Source organism: Microbacterium sp. ZW T2_14 (assembly GCF_044987405.1).
In the GTDB taxonomy this organism is placed as follows: Bacteria; Actinomycetota; Actinomycetes; order Actinomycetales; family Microbacteriaceae; genus Microbacterium.
Window position 1 is genome coordinate 20,870 of record NZ_JBJDRK010000047.1, and the last position, 16,896, is coordinate 37,765.

Here is a 16,896-nt window from a genome sequence, read left to right on the forward strand (position 1 = left end):
AACATTCGGGGCGCACCGCGCGCGCCCCATCTGCGCGCCGTGCGCCCCGAAGCCGAGTGCGCGGAGGGATGCTGCGGCTCAGCGGTCCGCGCGGGCCGCGAGAAGGCGTCGCTCGGCCTCGTTCGCCGTGAGCTCGAGCGCGCGGAGGTCCGCGGCGATCGCCTCGTCGTCGCGACCGAGATCCCGCAGCAGCGACGCCCTGACGGCGTGCCACAGGTGCGAACGGGCCAGCGGATCCGCGAGCCCGTCGACCTCGGCGAGCGCGACCGCGGCCCCCTCCACACGTGCCAGCGCGACGGCGCGGTTGAGTCGCACCACCGGCGACCTGTCGTACGCGAGCAGCATGTCGTAGAGGGTCAGCACCTGCAGCCAGTCGGTCGACCGCGCATCGGCGGCATCCGCATGGCACGCAGCGATGGCCGCGTGCAGCTGCCAGCGTCCGGGACGGTGCAGTCGCGCAGCGCGCTCCAGGGAGCCCCGGGCCGCGCCGAGAAGCTCGGCGTCCCAGCGAGACCTGTCCTGGTCGGCGAGCAGCACGAGCTCGCCCTCCACGGAGCGCGCCGACTCGCGTGCGCGGTGGAACTCCAGGAGGGCGAGGAGTCCCTGCGCCTCCGCAGCGTGCGGCAGCGCCTCGGCGACCACCCGGGCGAGCCACAGTGCGTCGTCGGCGAGGTCCCGGTCGGCCGCGGCATCCGCTCCCGCCACGAAGTGGGCCTCGCTGTACATCACCGAGACGACGGTCAGCACGAGGTCCAGGCGGGCCGCGGCATCCGCTCCTTCGGGAACCCGCAGTGGGATGCCGCTCTCAGCGATCTTGCGCTTGGCGCGCGAGATGCGCTGACCGGTGGTCGGCTCTGTCGAGAACGTGGCGCGGGCGATCTGCGCCGTCGTGAGTCCGCACACGGCGCGGAGCGTGAGCGCGAGCTGCGCGTCGGGCGGGAGCGCCGGGTGGCAGCAGCCGAACAGCAGGGGCAGGCGCTCGTCCGCGGGTGCCCCTCCGACGCTCGCGGCGGGCGCGAGCAGCGCGACCTTGTCTCGCAGCACGCGCTCCCGGCGCACGCGGTCGAGTGCGTTGTGCCGCGCCGCCTGCATCAGCCACGCGCCGGGCTTCGGCGGGATCCCGCGCGCACGCCACTCCCGCAGCGCCTCCTCGACCGCCTCCGCGACGGCCTCTTCGGCGACGTCGAAGCTGCCGAACGACACGGTGAGCGCCGCCGTGATGCGCGCGGACTCCTCGCGCACCACGGCGGCGAGAAGCCGGTCGGATGCCGCGGGCCACGTCTCCGGCGGGCGCGGGGCTCCCGCATCCGACCCGGCCGCGTCCGCGTCCACGTGCCCAGAGTGTCCGGGCGACGCTCCGGCGTCCCCCGAGGGAGGCGTGGCGACCGGCTCGGGCATCACTCGAACTGGCTGTAGTCGACCACCATCGGCCGGATCTCGACGGCGACTCCGGGGAATTCGAGCGAAGGCCAGGTCTTCACGAGCTCGATCGCCGCGTCGAGGTCGGCGACGTCAATGACGCTGAATCCTCCGACGACCTCTTTCGCCTCCGAGAAGGGGCCGTCGGCGACGACAGTCCCGTCGTCGCCGGCACGTACCGTCGTCGCGGTGCTGACCGGGTGAAGCTCCGCCCCCGAGTCGTCGATCTTGTCGGCGTTCGTGCCGAACCACTCGTAGATCCGGCCGTAGACCTCCTGGCGGCGCTCCTCCGGCACCGCGTCGTCGAGCTCGGGTGTCGAGGTGAACATGATCACGTACTTCACGGTCGTCGTCCTTTCGTCAGTGGAACCGTTGCATCCCTACAGCGAACGGACAAGGCCGTTTTCGACACGACCGACGAAGAATCCTGGCGGAGTGCGGCGACCGCCGCCCGCGGGTCAGATCAGCGAGACGGGGTTGAAGATGTCGGCGAGGATGAGCACGCCACCCATCACCAGCAGCGCGATGAACACGGCGAACGTGATCGGCACGAGCCGGGTCGCATCCACCGGCTTCGGCGGGGGCCGGTTGAACAGCTTCGCCCAGGACCGTTTGAGACCGTCCCACAGCGCGACGGCGACATGACCGCCGTCCAGTGGCAGCAGCGGGATGAGGTTGAAGACGAAGAGGGCGATGTTGAGCGACGCCAGCAGTGAGAGGAACCCGGCGACCCGGTTCAGGATGGGCGAATCGGCGGCGGCGACCTCGCCCGAGAGCCGTCCGGCCCCCACGATGCTGAGCGGGCCGTTCGGGTCGCGCTCGGCGCCCGTGACCAGATCGACCCCGGTCTGCCAGACCTTGGCCGGCAGCTGCCAGATGATCCCGGCGACCGCGCCGACGTTCTGGACGGCCATCTCGGGCCCCGCCCAGATCGGCTGACGGACGTAGTCGACCGCGGGGCCGATCCCGACGAAGCCGACCTCCTCGGTCGTGGTCGTGCCGTCGGCCGCGGTCACCTCGGTCTCGATCGTCGCGGGCGTCACCTGGATGCTCTGCTCCGCGCCGTCGCGCTCGACGACGAACGTCAGCTGCTCGCCGGGCGAGGACCGGATGATGGCGGTGGCCTCGTCGAAGTCGGCGACCGGCTGCCCGTCGATCGAGACGATCGTGTCGCCGGCCTCGATCCCCGCCGCCTGGGCGGGGGCGGCGGGAGCCGACTCGGCGCACTCCGTCGACGTCGTCGTCGGGACGCACTCCGACAGGCGGGCGACGGTCGTCGTCGCGGTCTGCACGCCGATCCCGGTGAGGAGGATCGCGAACAGCACCATCGCGAACAGAAGGTTCATCACCGGTCCGCCGAGCATCACCACGATGCGCTTCCAGACCGGCAGGCGGTAGAAGACGTGGGCATCGTCGTCGCCGTGCAGCGTCTCGTCGTTGGCCTCGCGGGCGTCCTGCACCATCGTGGCGAAGAACCCGCCCCCGGCGCGGCCGTCCCGGCGCGCAGCCTGGGGCGAGGGCGGATACATGCCGGCCATCGAGATGTAGCCCCCGACGGGGAACGCCTTGAACCCGTACTCCGTGCCGCGGATGCGGCGGGACCACAGCGTGGGGCCGAAGCCGATCATGTACTGGCCGACGCGGACGCCGAACTTCTTCGCGGGCCAGAGGTGCCCGAGCTCGTGCAGCGCGATCGACACGGCGAGGCCCACGACCATGAGCGCGACACCGATGACGAACGCGAGGATCTCCACACGCCCACGGTACCCGCGCGATGCTTTGAGTTGGGTGTGACGGCGGACGAGGGAGGCTGCGCTCCTCCCCTAGGCTCGATGCGAGGAGGAGCCGTGACCCCACGCCACGTGCGCGCGCTGCGCGGCACCGCCGCAGCATGGATCGCGACAATCGTCGCGGCCACGGCACACACCCTCGCGGGCGGCGGAGCGCCGTCTCCCGCCCTCGTCGCCGCCGTCGGCATCCTCGCGTCGCCGTTCGCGGTGTTCCTCGTCGGGCGCCGTGTGGCCGCCTGGCGGATGGCCGTCACCGTGCTCGCGAGCCAGGCGCTCTTCCATGTGGCGTTCGCCGTCACCGCCGACGCCGATCCCGCCGCTCTCCACGGGCACCACGTGACGCACCTGGGCGGCCAGTTCAGCGCCGTCGTGCTCCCCGATGCACCCATGCTCGCCGCCCACGCACTCGCCGCGATCGCCACGGTCGCCGGGCTGCACAGCGGAGAGCGGATGCTGCGCGCCCTGGGCCGCGGCATCCGTTCCGTCTTCGCACGCAGCCACGGCATCTCGCCGCGTGCGCCCCGGCCGCGTCTCGTCGTGCCGCCGTCGCGCCCGTCGCTGGGCGCATTGCGCATCGTCCTCTCGGACGCCTCCCGGCGAGGACCGCCCGCCTTCGTCTGAGCGGCGCCACCGGCGCCGCGCCCGTCGCCGGCCGCGCCCCTGCGCGCGCCGGATCCTCTCGCGGACCCGCACCTGCGGCGTACCGCCGATCGGCCGTCCGCGCCGACCACTCCCGACGACAGACGAAAGCACACCCATGAACACGCACACCCGCAAGAACTCCCTCAGCCGCCTCGTGATCGGCGCCACTGCCGGGCTCGCCCTCGCCCTCGCTGCGCCGCTCGCCGCGTCGGCCCACGTCCACGTGGATCCCGAGAGCGCGTCCGCCGGCGGCACCGAGACGCTCACGTTCTCGTTCTCGCACGGCTGCGACGGGTCCCCCACGACCGCCCTCGCCGTCGACATCCCCGACGGTGTCGGCAACGCGACCCCGGTCGTGCAGGGCGGCTGGACCATCACGCGCGAGCTCGGCGCCGACGGCGTGCCGACGCGCGTCGTCTACACACCGGACGCACCCGTCGAGGACGGGCTCAAGGCGACAGTCTCGATGGACGTGCTGTTCACCGAGGCGACCGCCGGCACGACGCTCGCCTTCCCCGTCACCCAGACGTGCGCCGCGGGCGAGACGGCGTGGACGCAGGTCGCCGAGGACGGCGAAGACGCGCACGACCTGGACGCGCCGGCGCCACTCGTCGAGGTGGGCGCGGTCGCGGACGACGCCGGCCACGACGCTGCCGCGGGTCACGAGGGCGGCGACGCCGCGGGCGCGGACCACGACGCCGATGCCTCCTCCGAGGCGGCGGATGCGGCATCCGTCACCTCCACCGATCCGCTCGCGCGCTGGCTCGCCGCCGGTGGACTCGTGGCGGGACTCGCAGCGCTGGTGATCGTGCTCGTGCGCGGTCGTCGGAAGGCCTGACCGGACCGCGCCCGGGCGGCGCCACACCTCCGCCCGCGGGAGTTTCCCCGGGCCGCTGAGCGGGCGAGCAACAAGTGGGACGAGACGTCGCCGAACGTCCCGGCGACGTTTCGTCCCGCCGCCCCCCTCAGCGCCTCGATCCGGCGCCGACCGCGGCCCGGGCGCCGTGCGAAGATGGATGCGCCATGCCGACCGACGCGCCTTCGAACCTGCCCCCGGTACTCCGCCCCGACGCGCCGCCGACCCACTCCCTCGCGGACCTCGCGGCGCGCTTCGCCGTCGACGTACGCGGTGACGTCGCCGCCGCACCAACGCTCACGGGCATCACCCTCGCGACCGCCGACCTGCGCCCGGGCGACGTGTTCGTGGCCGTGCAGGGCGTCAACCGCCACGGCGCCGAGTTCGCCGCGACGGCCGCTGAGAAGGGTGCGGTGGCCGTGGTGACGGATGCCGCCGGAGCCGACGTCGCGGCAGCGAGCGGGCTCCCCGTGGTGCTGGTCGACGACCCGCGTGCGCTCCTGGGCGAGCTGTCGGCCTGGGTCTACAGCACCGGCCGCGACGACCAGCTGCCGATCCTCTTCGGCACGACCGGGACCAATGGCAAGACGAGCGTCTCGCACCTCCTCGAGGGGATCCTCGGCCAGCTCGGGGCCGTGACCGGCCTGTCATCGACCGCCGAGCGCCACATCGCCGGCCAGGTCGTCGTGTCGCGGCTGACGACGCCCGAGGCGTACGAGATGCACGCGCTCCTCGCCCTGATGCGCGAGCGCGGCGTCGAGGCCGTCGCCGTCGAGGTGAGCGCGCAGGCGCTGAGCCGCCGTCGCGTGGACGGCATCGTGTTCGACGTCGCGGGGTTCACGAACCTCACGCACGACCACCTCGACGACTACGCCGATATGCGCGAGTACTTCGAGGCGAAGCTGCCGCTGTTCCGCCCCGACCGCGCGCGTCGCGCCGTGGTCTGCGTCGACTCCGAGCCCGGCGTCGAGGTCGTCGCGCGCAGCGAGGTGCCGACCGTCACGGTGGGCACCCCAGCCCTCGCCTCGGACCCGGATGCCGCGGCCGCCGCCGACTGGGTCGTCGAGATCCTCGATGAACGCCAGGTCGGCACCGAGTTCCGCCTCACCGCCCGCGACGGGCGCACGCTGACGACCCTCGTCCCCGTGATCGGACGCCACATGGCCGCGAACGCCGGCCTGGCGATCGTCATGATCCTCGAGGGCGGCTACGCCTGGGAGCGTCTCGTCGCGGCACTCGACGGCGACCGGATCGACGCCTATCTGCCCGGGCGCACCGAGCTCGTCTCCGGCGAGACGGGACCGGCCGTCTACGTGGACTTCGGCCACTCCCCCGATGCGTTCGAGAAGACGCTCGCGGCAGTGCGCCGGGTGACACCGGGAAAGGTCGTCATGCTCTTCGGCGCCGACGGCGACCGCGACGCCACGAAGCGGCACGACATGGGGCGCACCGGCGTCGAGGGCAGCGACATCCTCGTCATCACCGACCACCACCCCCGTCACGAGGACCCCGACTCGATCCGGGCGACCCTCGTCGAGGGCGCACGCCGGGCGCGTCCGGATGCCGAGATCCACGAGTTCTCCCCGCCCGAGCGCGCGATCATCGAGGCCGTCGCTCTGGTCGGCGACGGCGACGCGATCCTGTGGGCGGGTCCCGGGCACCAGGACTACCGCGACATCCGCGGCGTCCGCACGCCCTACTCTGCACGCGAGCTCGCCCGTCGGGCGCTGCGCGAGGCGGGCTGGCCGGTCCCCGAGCCGCACTGGCCGGTGCCGTATCCGGAGCAGGAGACCCCGGCATCCGATCCCCTGCGGCCGGTGTATCCCGAGGCCTGAGGCACCCCCGGTCCTTCCTGAGGCGGGATCAGGATGCCGCGGCGATCGCCTTCGCGGCGGTGCGGCGCGCCCACTCCTCGGCGTCGGCGAGCGCCTCGCGGGTGAGCCGGTCGGGCGCCTCGTGCGCGTCGACCACCCGAGCGATCGTGTCGACGATCCCGAGGAAGCTCAGCCGTCCCTCGTGGAAGGCGTCCACGGCCTCCTCGTTGGCGGCGTTGAACACCGCGGGATAGGTGCCGCCCGCGCGGCCGACCTGCTTGGCGAGGCGCACCGCCGGGAACGCGGCGTCGTCGAGCGGTTCGAAGGTCCAGGATGTCGCCGTCGTCCAGTCGAGCGGCCTGCCCACACCGGCGACGCGGCTCGGCCAGTCGAGCCCGAGCGAGATCGGCAGGCGCATGTCGGGCGGGGAGGCCTGAGCGATGGTCGACCCGTCGACGAACTCGACCATCGAGTGCACGATCGACTGCGGGTGCACCACGACGTCGATCTCGGCGTACGGCACACCGAAGAGCAGGTGCGCCTCGATCACCTCGAGGCCCTTGTTGACGAGGGTCGCCGAGTTCGTCGTGACCACCCGTCCCATGTCCCAGGTGGGATGGGCGAGCGCCTCTGCCGGTGTGACCGACTCGAGCGACGCGCGGCTGCGCCCGCGGAACGGACCGCCGGATGCCGTCAGCACGAGGCGGCGCACCTCGTCGCGCTCGCCCGATCGCAGCGCCTGCGCGATGGCCGAGTGCTCCGAATCCACCGGCACGATCTGCCCGGGACGGGCCCGCGCCGTGACCAGATCGCCGCCGACGATCAGCGACTCCTTGTTCGCGAGCGCCAGCGTGCGACCGGTCTCGAGGGCCGCGAGCGTCGGCCCGAGGCCGACCGAGCCGGTGATGCCGTTCAGCACGACGTCCGCCTCGACATCGCGGACGAGCTGCTCGGCCTCGACGGCGCCGAGCGCGGTGCTCTCGACACCGAACTCGGCGGCCTGCGCCTCGAGCCCGGCGCGATCCGAGCCCGCGGCGAGTCCCACCACCTCGAAACGCCGCGGATGGGCCCGCACGACGTCGAGCGCCTGCGTGCCGATGGAGCCGGTCGAGCCGAGGATCAGGACGCGCCGCATCCGGCCAGCCTAGCGGCGGGCCGGATGCGATCGCGTGCTACTCGGCGGCGGCGGCGCGCTGCACGCCGAGGATGTCCACGACGAAGATCAGGGGCGAGTTCGCCGGGATCGAGCCCTGCTCCTGGTCGCCATAGCCTTCTGCCGCCGGGATGACGGCGAGCATCTGGGATCCGACCGTCTGACCCTCGAGCGCCTTCTGGAAGCCCTGGACGACACCGGTGGTCTGGAACGACGTCGGCTGACCGCGGCTCCAGCTCGAGTCGAATTCGGTGCCGTCGGGCAGCACGCCCAGGTACTGGACGAAGACGGTGTCACCCGGGTTCACCGTCGGGCCGTCGCCCTTCTTGAGGACGGCGAGCTGCGTCGTGTCGGGGGCGGTGAAGTCATCGGCGATCGTGACGGACGGCTTGCCGTCGCTGTCGAGCTCGACCTCCGGCATGCCCGCCACCGGGTCCTGGTCCTCACCGGTGGCGACCAGGGAGAGCTGGTCGACCGACTGGGCCACGACGACGGCGTTGGACGCGCCCTCGCCCAGCATCGAGCCGGGGATGGTGAACGCGGTGGCCGAACCGAGCGGCGTGCACAGGACGCTGCTGCCGAAGATGCTGCTGCCGTCGACGACGATCGGCACCAGGCCGGACTCGTCCGGCGCGGTGGTCGCCGAATCGAGCAGGACCTCGCCCGTGGTCGGGTCGACGACGAGGTACTGGCCGGACACGAGCTGGCCGATGGCGAGGTCCTCGCCGTCGGCCTCCTCCGAGATCGTGCGCTGCAGCTCCGCGAATTCGAGATCGGCGGGCACCTGCGCGGCGAGCGCGGGGGCGCTGCCGGTCACGGTGATGGCGTCGGAGTCCGCGCCGGGCTGCGGGTCGAGCCCGCACTCCGAGGCGGCCGACGACGACGGGCTGGGAGTGGCGTCCGGCTCGCCCGAGCCGGCGCAGCCGGCGAGGAGAAGGGCCGACATCGCGGCGACGGACAGGGCGGCGAGCGGGCGAATGCGCACGGAACAACCTCGAGACATGGAAGGGAAGCCTCCATCTTTTCGCATCTTTGCTCCGTTCGCGCTGAATGTTCCCTATGTCGGGCGAAGAAACCCCCATGCCGGTACCGGAATGCGATCGGAGGTACCCTCTACGGATGACTTCCGACCTCGTACCCGGCGCCGACGACACCGCCGGTGACACGGCGGAAGCTCCCGGATCCGGTGCCGCCCCGGCGCGGCGGATGGGCCTCACCTACGCCCTGGGCCGCCAGATCATCCGGCCTCTCGCGCGCTTCCTCTACCGCCCACGCGTCGAGGGCAAGGCCAACGTCCCGAAGTCCGGCCCGGTCATCTTCGCGAGCAACCATCTGTCGTTCATCGACTCGATCGCGATCCCGGTGGCAGCGCCCCGGCCGGTGCACTTCCTCGCGAAGGCGAGCTACTTCGAGGGCGGGGCATCCCGCTGGTTCTTCACCGCCATCGGCGCCATCCCCGTGCAGCGCGGCGCAGGACAGGCGGCGCTCGACGCACTCGACCAGCAGCGCACGCTGCTCGAAGAGGGAAGCGCCGTCGCGCTGTACCCCGAGGGCACCCGCTCGCTCGACGGCCGTCTCTACAAGGGGCGGACGGGGGTCGCCTTCCTCGCACTGCAGACCGGCGCGCCCGTCGTCCCGGTCGGGCTCATCGGCACCGACGACGTCATGCCCGTCGGCGCGAAGATGCCCTCGCTCACGCATCGCATCACCGTCCGGTTCGGCGAACCCCTCGATCTCGCGCACCACGGGCCCGCGTCATCGGGCAAGGCCCGCCGGCTCGCGACCGATGAGATCATGGCCGCGATCCACGCCCTGTCCGGGCAGGAGCTCGCGAACGCCTACAACGAGGTTCCCGCGCAGAACCCGATCGACCGCATCAAGCAGGTCCTCCCCCACGAGCGCCGCTGACGACGGCCAGCGCGTGCGGGGCGCTGTCAGGACGCGACGACGATCGTGGGCTCGTGCCGCACCGGGAAGTTGACCGAGTTCGCGATGAAGCACCACTCGTTCGCCTGAGCGTGCGCGGCGGTTGCGGCATCCGTCATCGAGGCATCCGCGACGGTCACGCGCGGCCGGAGCACGACCTCGCGGAACGCACCGCCGCCGCGCCCGTCTTCGACCATGAGACCGGATGCCTCGTCTTCATAGCCCACGACCACCACGCCGGCCTGCACGCACGCGTGCAGGTACGACAGCAGATGGCACTCGCTGAGGGCTGCGAGGAGCATGTCCTCGGGGTTCCAGCGGGACGGGTCGCCGCGGAACGGCTTGTCGGCGGAGGCCGCCAGATCGGGCTTGCCATCGATCTCGATCGTCACGGCCCGGTCGTAGTCGCGGTAGCCGGAGGTGCCGGTGCCGCGGTCGCCGGTCCACGTCGACCGGACGGCGTATCGATGCTCTCCCCACATGCGGACAGTCTGTCATGCGGGTGCACCCCGACCGCGGCGGTAGGCTGGCGGGGTGCCGCAGACCTTCGCCGCAGCCGACGCCGTCGAACTCGCCGTTGTCGAACGCAGCGGATTCATCGAGTCGCGACACGCGGGCATCGCCCTCGTGCTCGCCGCCGACGGCACCATCGCCGAGAAGCTCGGGGATCCTTCGGCGCTGATCCTCCCCCGTTCGAGCCTCAAGCCGCTCCAGGCGCTGGCGTGCCTGTCGGCGGGTGCACCGTTGGAGGGCGAGCGGCTGGGGCTCTCGACCGCGAGCCACGCCGGCACCGACCGGCACGTCGCCGTCGTCCGCGACATCCTCTCCCTCGCTCAGCTCAGCGAGGAAGACCTCGGCTGTCCGGCGGCCTGGCCCGGCGACACCGCCACCCGGGATGAGATGGTGCGCGAGCTCGCTCAACCGGCGCGCATCCGCATGAACTGCTCGGGCAAGCACGCGACGATGCTGCTCACCAGCGTCGTCAACGACTGGGACTCGGAGGGCTACCTGGCCCCGGAGCACCCCGTGCAGATCCTGATCCGCGAGACGATCGAGCGCCTCATCGGCGAGAAGATCGCCGCGACCGCCGTCGACGGCTGCGGCGCTCCCGTCTACGCCATGACCCTGTTCGGCCTCGCCCGCGCGATCCATCGCATCGGCAACTCCTCGACCACCTCGCCCTTCGCGCTGCACCGCAGTGCCGGCGCGCTCGTCGATGCCGTGCGCGCGAACCCCTGGACCATCGACGGCCCGGGCCGCGCCGACACGATCGCCATCGAGCGCCTCGGCGTGTTCGCCAAGGGCGGCGCCGAGGGCGTCATGGTCATGGTGGCGCCCGACGGGACCACGGTGGCGCTCAAGATGCTGGACGGCAGCGGTCGCGCGGCGACCGCGGTCGCGCTGCGGCTGCTGGAGCGCCACGGCGCGCTGGCGTCGACCGACGTCGCCGACACCCTCTCGCGACTTCCCCTCGCCGTCACCGGCGGCGGGCAGGATGTCGGGGCCATCCGCCCCGCCTTCTAGAGGCGCTCCCACAAGGAGCCCGAGCGCTCCAACGGCGGAGCGGAAAGGATCACACGATGCGGATCAGCGTCCCCACCGAGGTGAAGAACAACGAGTACCGGGTCGCCCTCACTCCCGCAGGAGTGCATGACCTGGTCGCGTCGGGGCACGAGGTGTTCGTGCAGCGCGGCGCGGGCGAGGGCTCCTCGATGCCCGATGCGGAGTACGAGGCGGCCGGAGCGGTGCTGCTGGACGACGCCGCCGACGTGTGGGCACGGGCGGAGCTGCTCCTGAAGGTCAAGGAGCCGGTCGCGAGCGAGTACGGCTATTTCCGCGACGACCTCGTGCTGTTCACCTACCTCCACCTCGCCGCGGACCGGCCGCTGACGGAGCGGCTGGCGGCGGACGGCGTCACGGCCATCGCCTATGAGACCGTCCAGCTCTCCGGCGGGGGCCTCCCGCTTCTCGCGCCCATGAGCGAGGTCGCCGGCCGGCTGGCGCCGACCGTCGGCGCGGCGACGCTGATGCGATCGGCAGGCGGTCTCGGCCTTCTCATGTCGGGCGTCCCGGGTACGCGGCCGGCAACGGTGACCGTGATCGGCGGAGGCGTCGCCGGCGCGAACGCGGCAGTGATCGCGGTCGGCATGGGCGCCGACGTGACCGTCTTCGACACCAACGTGCAGCGGCTCCGCTACCTCGACGACCACTTCCAGGGCCGGGTGAAGACGGCTGCCTCGAACCCGCTGGACCTGGACCGCGCGGTCGTCTCGTCCGACCTCGTCATCGGATCCGTGCTCATCCCCGGTGCGAAAGCCCCGAAGCTCGTCACGAACGACATGGTGGCGCGCATGCGCCCGGGCTCGGTGCTCGTCGACATCGCCGTCGATCAGGGCGGCTGCTTCGAAGACACGCACCCCACGACCCACGCCGACCCGACGTTCCCGGTGCACGGCAGCATCTTCTACTGCGTCGCCAACATGCCCGGCGCGGTGCCCAACACGTCGACCTCGGCGCTGACGAACGCGACGCTCCCCTACATCCGCCAGATCGTCCGGCGCGGGTGGCGGGAGGCGCTGCGTTCGGACCCTGCGCTGGCAGCCGGCCTCAACACCGTGGGCGGGCGCATCGTGAACGCCGGTGTCGCGACGGCGCACGACCTCGAGCTCTCGCCACTGGACGCCGCGCTGGCCTGAGCCGCGTGCCCGGACCCCGGGTGCCCCGCACCCGGGGTCCGATGTACGCGTCTGCGCTGCGGATGTCGGTGCGGCGCGCGACACTGGGGCGATGACCGAACAGCGCGAATGGACGGTGGCCGACCACCTGCGCGGTGCAGAGCCTGAGGCCGTGCGGCTGTGGCACCGCATCGACGAGCTCATCCGCTCGTTCGGCGCGGTGACGCATGCGGTGTCCCAGACGACGGTGACCTTCCGCGGGCCGCGCCGGGGGTTCGCGGGCGCCCGGCCGGTGCGGCAGGGGGTGCGCGGCTACTTCGACCTCATGCGCGAGCTGCCGCCCGACCCCAGGATCCTCGGCGTCGCACCCTACGAGCCGCGCCTGTTCGTGCATCAGTTCCGTCTCGCCGACGAGGGCCAGCTCGATGAGACGTTCGCGTCGTGGCTGCGGGAGGCCTACGACGTGGGTTGCGGGGCGCACCTCCGGCCTTGACGGCTGCCGGACCCGTCATCGGCATCCGACCGCACGGCGTGGCCGGCCAGACCGACCGGAAGCTGCGGCGCACTCGACCGCTCCCACCGGGGCGCCGCGCCGAAACTCAGGCGAGACCGCCGTCGATCGACCGGGAGAAGTCAGCCGGATCCTCCGGAACGAGCACCTCCGTGTCGCGGTTGAGGCTCTCGCCGCGGAAGAACGCCTTCGCTCGCGGGAAGGCGAACCAGAGGAACATCAGCAGCACGCCGAATGCGAGGGAGCCGATGCCCAGGACGAAGGTGCCGCCGATGCCGAGGAGCACCGTGTAGCCGTAGTCGACGTCGTACATGTCGATCGCCGACTGGACGAAGGCGTACGTGAGCATGAGCGCGCCGAGCAGGGGGAACAGGAACCGGTAGAAGAAGTTCCGCGCCGAGGTGAACAGGTCGTGGCGGAAGTACCAGACGCAGGCGAAGCCGGTGATGGCGTAGTAGAAGGCGATGGCGAGCCCGAGCGAGAGGATCGAGTCCTGCAGGATGTTGTCGCTGATCAGGGTCATGCCGATGTAGTAGACCGACGCGACGATGCCCATGACGAGGGTGGAGAAGGACGGCGTCTTGTAGCGCGGGTGCACCGAGGCGAACTTCCGCGGGAGGGCCTTGTACGCCGCCATCGCGAGCGTTCCCCGGGCCGTGGGCAGGATCGTGGTCTGCGTGGACGAGATCGCCGAGATCATGACGGCGACGACCAGCACCCAGCCGAGCGGGCCGAGCAGCCCGTCCTTGATCGCCAGGAAGAAGTCGTCGGCGTTGGCCTCGTTGCCCAGGCCCGTGCCGTCGCTGCCCAGCCCCGCGTACATCATCGCTGCGACGGTGACTCCGACGTAGGTGACCAGCAGGATGACGGTGGTCAGCAGTGCCGCCCGTCCGGGGATGCGCTTGGGGTCCTTGGTCTCCTCGTTCAGGGCGAGGCAGGTGTCCCAGCCCCAGTAGATGAAGAGCGCGAGCAGGATGGACTCGACGAATCCGCCCCACTCCGTGAAGGCGAACGGGTTGAACCACGACCAGTCGAACGGAGTCGGGTCAGGGGCGGTGCCGGCGAAGAAGTGCCACAGCGCGGCGACCACGAAGATCGCCAGGGCCAGGTACTGGATGCCGAGCAGGATGTTCTGGATCCGCTCGCCGATCTCGACCCCGCGCCAGCTGACCCATGTCATCGCTGCGATGAACACGACGCCGGTCGCGGTGACCAGGGGGACGTTGTCGGAGAGCAGCGCGTCCTCCGGGTTCCCGACGAACCCGTCGATGAGCGCCCAGAAGTAGATGCCGGCGATCTGAGCGAGATTCGCGAGCACGACCATGCCGGCGACGGCGACGCCCCATCCGCCCATCCAGCCCACCCATGGACCGAACGCCTTCGTGCCCCACGTGAAGGTGGTGCCGCAGTCCGGCACGGCGTTGTTGAGCTCGCGGTAGGCGAACGCGATGAAGAGCATCGGGATGAACGCGATGACGAACGCGATGGGCGCCTGAGCCCCGACGGCGAGGACGACGAACCCGAGGGTCGCCACGAGGGAGTAGACCGGGGCGGTGGAGGCGAGGCCGATGACGGTGGAGCCCCAGAGGCCCAGCGTGCCGGCGGCGAGTCCCTTGCCCTCAGGACGTTGCAGATCGATCGGGGTTGTAGCCACAGAGTGACGCTAAGCGCTGGGGGAAGAGCCGGTCAACACGGGCCCCCGACGGTTCGGCCGGACATCGTCGACGGGAAGGACAATGCGAACGGGGTCCGCTCCTGAGGAGATGAGCCAGGCGCGCCCCGCTCCCGGCTCGCAGTACGGCGGCACGCCGCGGATTCCCGCCACGACGCGGAGCTCCGCGGCGCACGACGTGTCGATGACCAGATCGTGGTCGCCGCGCACATCGGCCAGCAGACGCCAGTGACGCTGCCAGTCGTCCGGTTCCCCCACGACGACCACGGAGCCCGCGGCCGCGGGCGCGGGATCCGCCACGTAGTCGTCCACCTCGAGCACCCGCACACCGAGATCCCGCCAGACCGCGTGTGCCCGGCGGACCGAGGGTGACCGGCGGGCGACCACACCGGTGAGCCGTGCCGTCGGCATCCAGGCCTCTTCCACGGCTGCGACCTCGGGCAGCGCAGCCGGCGCGGCCGCGATCTGCACCGCACGGCCGTCCAGGCGACCCCGCCCGGGCGGGGCCGAAGGATCGAAGGCCGACGGATCGCCGCCGGCTGCGGCGTGGTCGACGCGCGACGGGTAGGGAAGGATCAGCCGCCGCGGGAACAGCTCGGCGACGCGCGACACCGCTCCGGTGAGCCGGTGGCTTCCGGCCACGACGAGCACGCCGGCGGCGCCCGCCCGGCGCAGGAGCTCCTCGACGCGCTCCAGCACCACATGCGCGTACTCCGATGGCAGGCGCAGGGACACCGCGTCGAGGTCGTCGATCAGCACGGCGGAGCCCGCCGGCGGCAGCCGGTCGTGCAGAGACGAGACGGCGTCCCACAGTCGTTCCGGGTGCGCCGGGACGCGTACGACCCTCCCGCGCGCGTGCGTCGCGATGACCTCGAGCGCGTTGGACACACCCGATCCCGGACCGCCGAGCACGAGCAGTCCGCGATCGGCCGGAGTGATGAATGCCACCGGCTGGCGCTGACGCTCCGGCTCGTCCGCCAGGCCGAGGAGCACGCCTTCCGCGGGGAGGGCGTCCGGCGTCCCCGCCGCGTGAGCGGCGAGATCGCCGACCGTCAGCAGGGCGGGGAGGGCCGGCAGCCACGGGCGCGAGGGAGGACGGCGCCCCGTGCGCAGGGCGGCCACGGCGACGTCCTCGGCGGTCGCGAGCGCGATCCGCACCTGCTGCGGCGCGGCGTCGCCCGCGCGGCGCACGAACGCGGTCCCCTGCCCCGCTGCCCCGCCGGGCAGACGCGCGGCGTCGTCCGTGCCGAGGAGCGCACGGCTGTCGGCGGGGTCCGTGACGCGGAGGCTGACGCGCAGCGGACAGTTCGCCAGCAGGTTGTCCCGGATGACGCCCGCCGACCGCTGGGTGCCGAGGATGAGGTGGATCCCGAGGGCGCGGCCCCGTGCCGCCATGTCGGCGAAGAGCGCATGCAGCTCGGGATGGTCGGCCAGCAGTGCGGCGAACTCGTCGACGACCACGACCAGCCGGGGAAGACGCACACGCGGATCGAGGATGTCCCGGGCGCCGGCAGCCGCGATGGTGGCCTCGCGGCCCCGCAGTTCGGCACGGAGGCTCTCCATCGCCCGTCGCGCCCCCGAGCCGTCCAGGTCGGTGATCACGCCGGTGACGTGCGGCACGCCCGCCAGCCCGTCGAACGCCGTGCCGCCCTTGAAGTCCGCCAGCAGGAACGTCACTTCGTCGGTGGTGCGCGTCGCGCAGAGCGCGAGGATCCAGGTGATCAGCAGCTCGCTCTTGCCGGAGCCGGTCACGCCCGCCACCACGGCGTGAGGGCCGTCGGCGACCAGGTCGACGATGGCCGTCACCCCGCCCGTCACCCCGATCGCCGCGGGCAGTCCGCGCGTCGCGGGTACTCCGGGCGTTGTCCGGGGTACGGCTGCGAGCAGCGGTGCCAGCGTCAGGGGCTCGCCGCCGTCCCGCAGCAGGCCGAGGCTGCGTTCGGCGCGGCCGCTCAGCTCACGGGCGATCTCATCGGCCTGCGCCCGCCCGACGGCCTCGACCCGCACGGGCACCGTGTCGCCGGCGTGCTCCATGCGCGCGACGCCGGGCGCCTCGACCGTCAGAACGGCCTCGCAGCGCGGCGGCAGCGGCTCGCCGGGGTGGCATCGGGCGATCACGACGTCCGCCTCGGCGGGCACCAGTTCGCCGGGACCGATGACGGCGAGTCCCGTGCCGCCCCGGACCGTGCGGTGCGGCAGTGCCTCGATCCAATCCAGCGCCGCGCCGACCGGGCCGACGATGCGCAGATCGCCGGGGGCCAGTGCCAGGCACAGCTGCAGCGCGAGCGCCCGCTGCACGGCCGCGGCGAGCGTGTCGGGGCCGACCACCGCGATGCCCGCCGTCAGCGGCACCGTGACCGGGGCACCGGTGACCCTGGCTGCCCGGCGGCGCAGCTCGATGGCCTCGGGATCCCCGTCGCCGCCGGTCACGCGCACGC

Annotated in this window: 15 protein-coding genes; 7 read left to right on the forward strand and 8 right to left on the reverse strand. The window is 72.3% G+C overall.

Going from position 1 to position 16,896, the window contains the following annotated elements:
* Positions 1 to 78 precede the first annotated feature (78 nt).
* The 3 genes from ACI3KY_RS15310 to ACI3KY_RS15320 all read right to left on the reverse strand — a co-directional run bounded on the left by ACI3KY_RS15310 (position 79) and on the right by ACI3KY_RS15320 (position 3,173).
* Positions 79 to 1,332, reverse strand: coding sequence for an RNA polymerase sigma factor (locus ACI3KY_RS15310; RefSeq protein ID WP_404931011.1), 1,254 nt, complete (start codon positions 1,330 to 1,332; stop codon positions 79 to 81).
* Positions 1,333 to 1,397: 65 nt separating this feature from the next.
* Entirely contained in the window at positions 1,398 to 1,763 is a 366-nt protein-coding gene (locus ACI3KY_RS15315) for a YciI family protein (protein ID WP_404931012.1), read from the reverse strand.
* Between the two features lie 114 nt (positions 1,764 to 1,877).
* The gene (locus ACI3KY_RS15320) at positions 1,878 to 3,173 is read right to left on the reverse strand and encodes a M50 family metallopeptidase (protein ID WP_404931013.1); all 1,296 of its coding nucleotides are present in this window, start codon (positions 3,171 to 3,173) and stop codon (positions 1,878 to 1,880) included.
* A 93-nt stretch (positions 3,174 to 3,266) separates the two neighbouring features.
* On the opposite strand from ACI3KY_RS15320, the gene ACI3KY_RS15325 reads away from it, so the two are divergent.
* From ACI3KY_RS15325 to ACI3KY_RS15335, 3 genes are all read left to right on the forward strand, one after another.
* Positions 3,267 to 3,830 (forward strand): hypothetical protein, encoded by a 564-nt coding sequence (locus ACI3KY_RS15325; RefSeq protein ID WP_404931014.1) that lies wholly within the window; start codon positions 3,267 to 3,269, stop codon positions 3,828 to 3,830.
* 136 nt (positions 3,831 to 3,966) lie between these two features.
* Entirely contained in the window at positions 3,967 to 4,689 is a 723-nt protein-coding gene (locus ACI3KY_RS15330) for a YcnI family protein (RefSeq protein ID WP_404931015.1), read from the forward strand.
* Between the two features lie 185 nt (positions 4,690 to 4,874).
* A complete protein-coding gene (locus ACI3KY_RS15335; protein WP_404931016.1) occupies positions 4,875 to 6,542 on the forward strand; it encodes a Mur ligase family protein in 1,668 nt (555 codons plus the stop codon).
* A gap of 28 nt (positions 6,543 to 6,570) precedes the next feature.
* On the opposite strand, the gene dxr is transcribed toward ACI3KY_RS15335, so the two are convergent.
* On the reverse strand, positions 6,571 to 7,656 hold the full coding sequence (gene dxr, locus ACI3KY_RS15340) for a 1-deoxy-D-xylulose-5-phosphate reductoisomerase (RefSeq protein ID WP_404931017.1): 1,086 nt from the start codon (positions 7,654 to 7,656) through the stop codon (positions 6,571 to 6,573).
* 37 nt (positions 7,657 to 7,693) lie between these two features.
* Positions 7,694 to 8,659: an FKBP-type peptidyl-prolyl cis-trans isomerase gene (locus ACI3KY_RS15345; protein ID WP_404931018.1), complete on the reverse strand. Its 966-nt coding sequence runs from the start codon at positions 8,657 to 8,659 to the stop codon at positions 7,694 to 7,696.
* Positions 8,660 to 8,793: 134 nt separating this feature from the next.
* On the opposite strand from ACI3KY_RS15345, the gene ACI3KY_RS15350 reads away from it, so the two are divergent.
* Positions 8,794 to 9,582, forward strand: a complete 789-nt coding sequence (locus ACI3KY_RS15350; protein ID WP_404931019.1) for a lysophospholipid acyltransferase family protein — start codon at positions 8,794 to 8,796, stop codon at positions 9,580 to 9,582.
* Positions 9,583 to 9,608: 26 nt separating this feature from the next.
* Here ACI3KY_RS15350 and ACI3KY_RS15355 read toward each other — a convergent pair whose 3' ends face one another.
* Positions 9,609 to 10,082: an OsmC family protein gene (locus ACI3KY_RS15355; protein WP_404931020.1), complete on the reverse strand. Its 474-nt coding sequence runs from the start codon at positions 10,080 to 10,082 to the stop codon at positions 9,609 to 9,611.
* A 52-nt stretch (positions 10,083 to 10,134) separates the two neighbouring features.
* Here ACI3KY_RS15355 and ACI3KY_RS15360 point away from each other — a divergent pair, with 52 nt between their 5' ends.
* The 3 genes from ACI3KY_RS15360 to ACI3KY_RS15370 all read left to right on the forward strand — a co-directional run bounded on the left by ACI3KY_RS15360 (position 10,135) and on the right by ACI3KY_RS15370 (position 12,768).
* Positions 10,135 to 11,124, forward strand: a complete 990-nt coding sequence (locus ACI3KY_RS15360; protein WP_404931021.1) for an asparaginase — start codon at positions 10,135 to 10,137, stop codon at positions 11,122 to 11,124.
* A 56-nt stretch (positions 11,125 to 11,180) separates the two neighbouring features.
* Positions 11,181 to 12,296 (forward strand): alanine dehydrogenase, encoded by a 1,116-nt coding sequence (gene ald / locus ACI3KY_RS15365; protein WP_404931022.1) that lies wholly within the window; start codon positions 11,181 to 11,183, stop codon positions 12,294 to 12,296.
* 91 nt (positions 12,297 to 12,387) lie between these two features.
* On the forward strand, positions 12,388 to 12,768 hold the full coding sequence (locus tag ACI3KY_RS15370) for a DUF5655 domain-containing protein (RefSeq protein ID WP_404931023.1): 381 nt from the start codon (positions 12,388 to 12,390) through the stop codon (positions 12,766 to 12,768).
* A gap of 106 nt (positions 12,769 to 12,874) precedes the next feature.
* Here the strand turns inward: ACI3KY_RS15370 and ACI3KY_RS15375 are convergent, their stop codons facing one another.
* Both ACI3KY_RS15375 and ACI3KY_RS15380 read right to left on the reverse strand, forming a co-directional pair.
* Complete coding sequence (locus ACI3KY_RS15375) at positions 12,875 to 14,440, reverse strand: APC family permease (RefSeq protein ID WP_404931024.1); 1,566 nt, start codon at positions 14,438 to 14,440, stop codon at positions 12,875 to 12,877.
* A 9-nt stretch (positions 14,441 to 14,449) separates the two neighbouring features.
* The coding region (locus ACI3KY_RS15380) for an FtsK/SpoIIIE domain-containing protein (RefSeq protein ID WP_404931025.1) at positions 14,450 to 16,896 on the reverse strand (2,447 nt) is incomplete at its 5' end.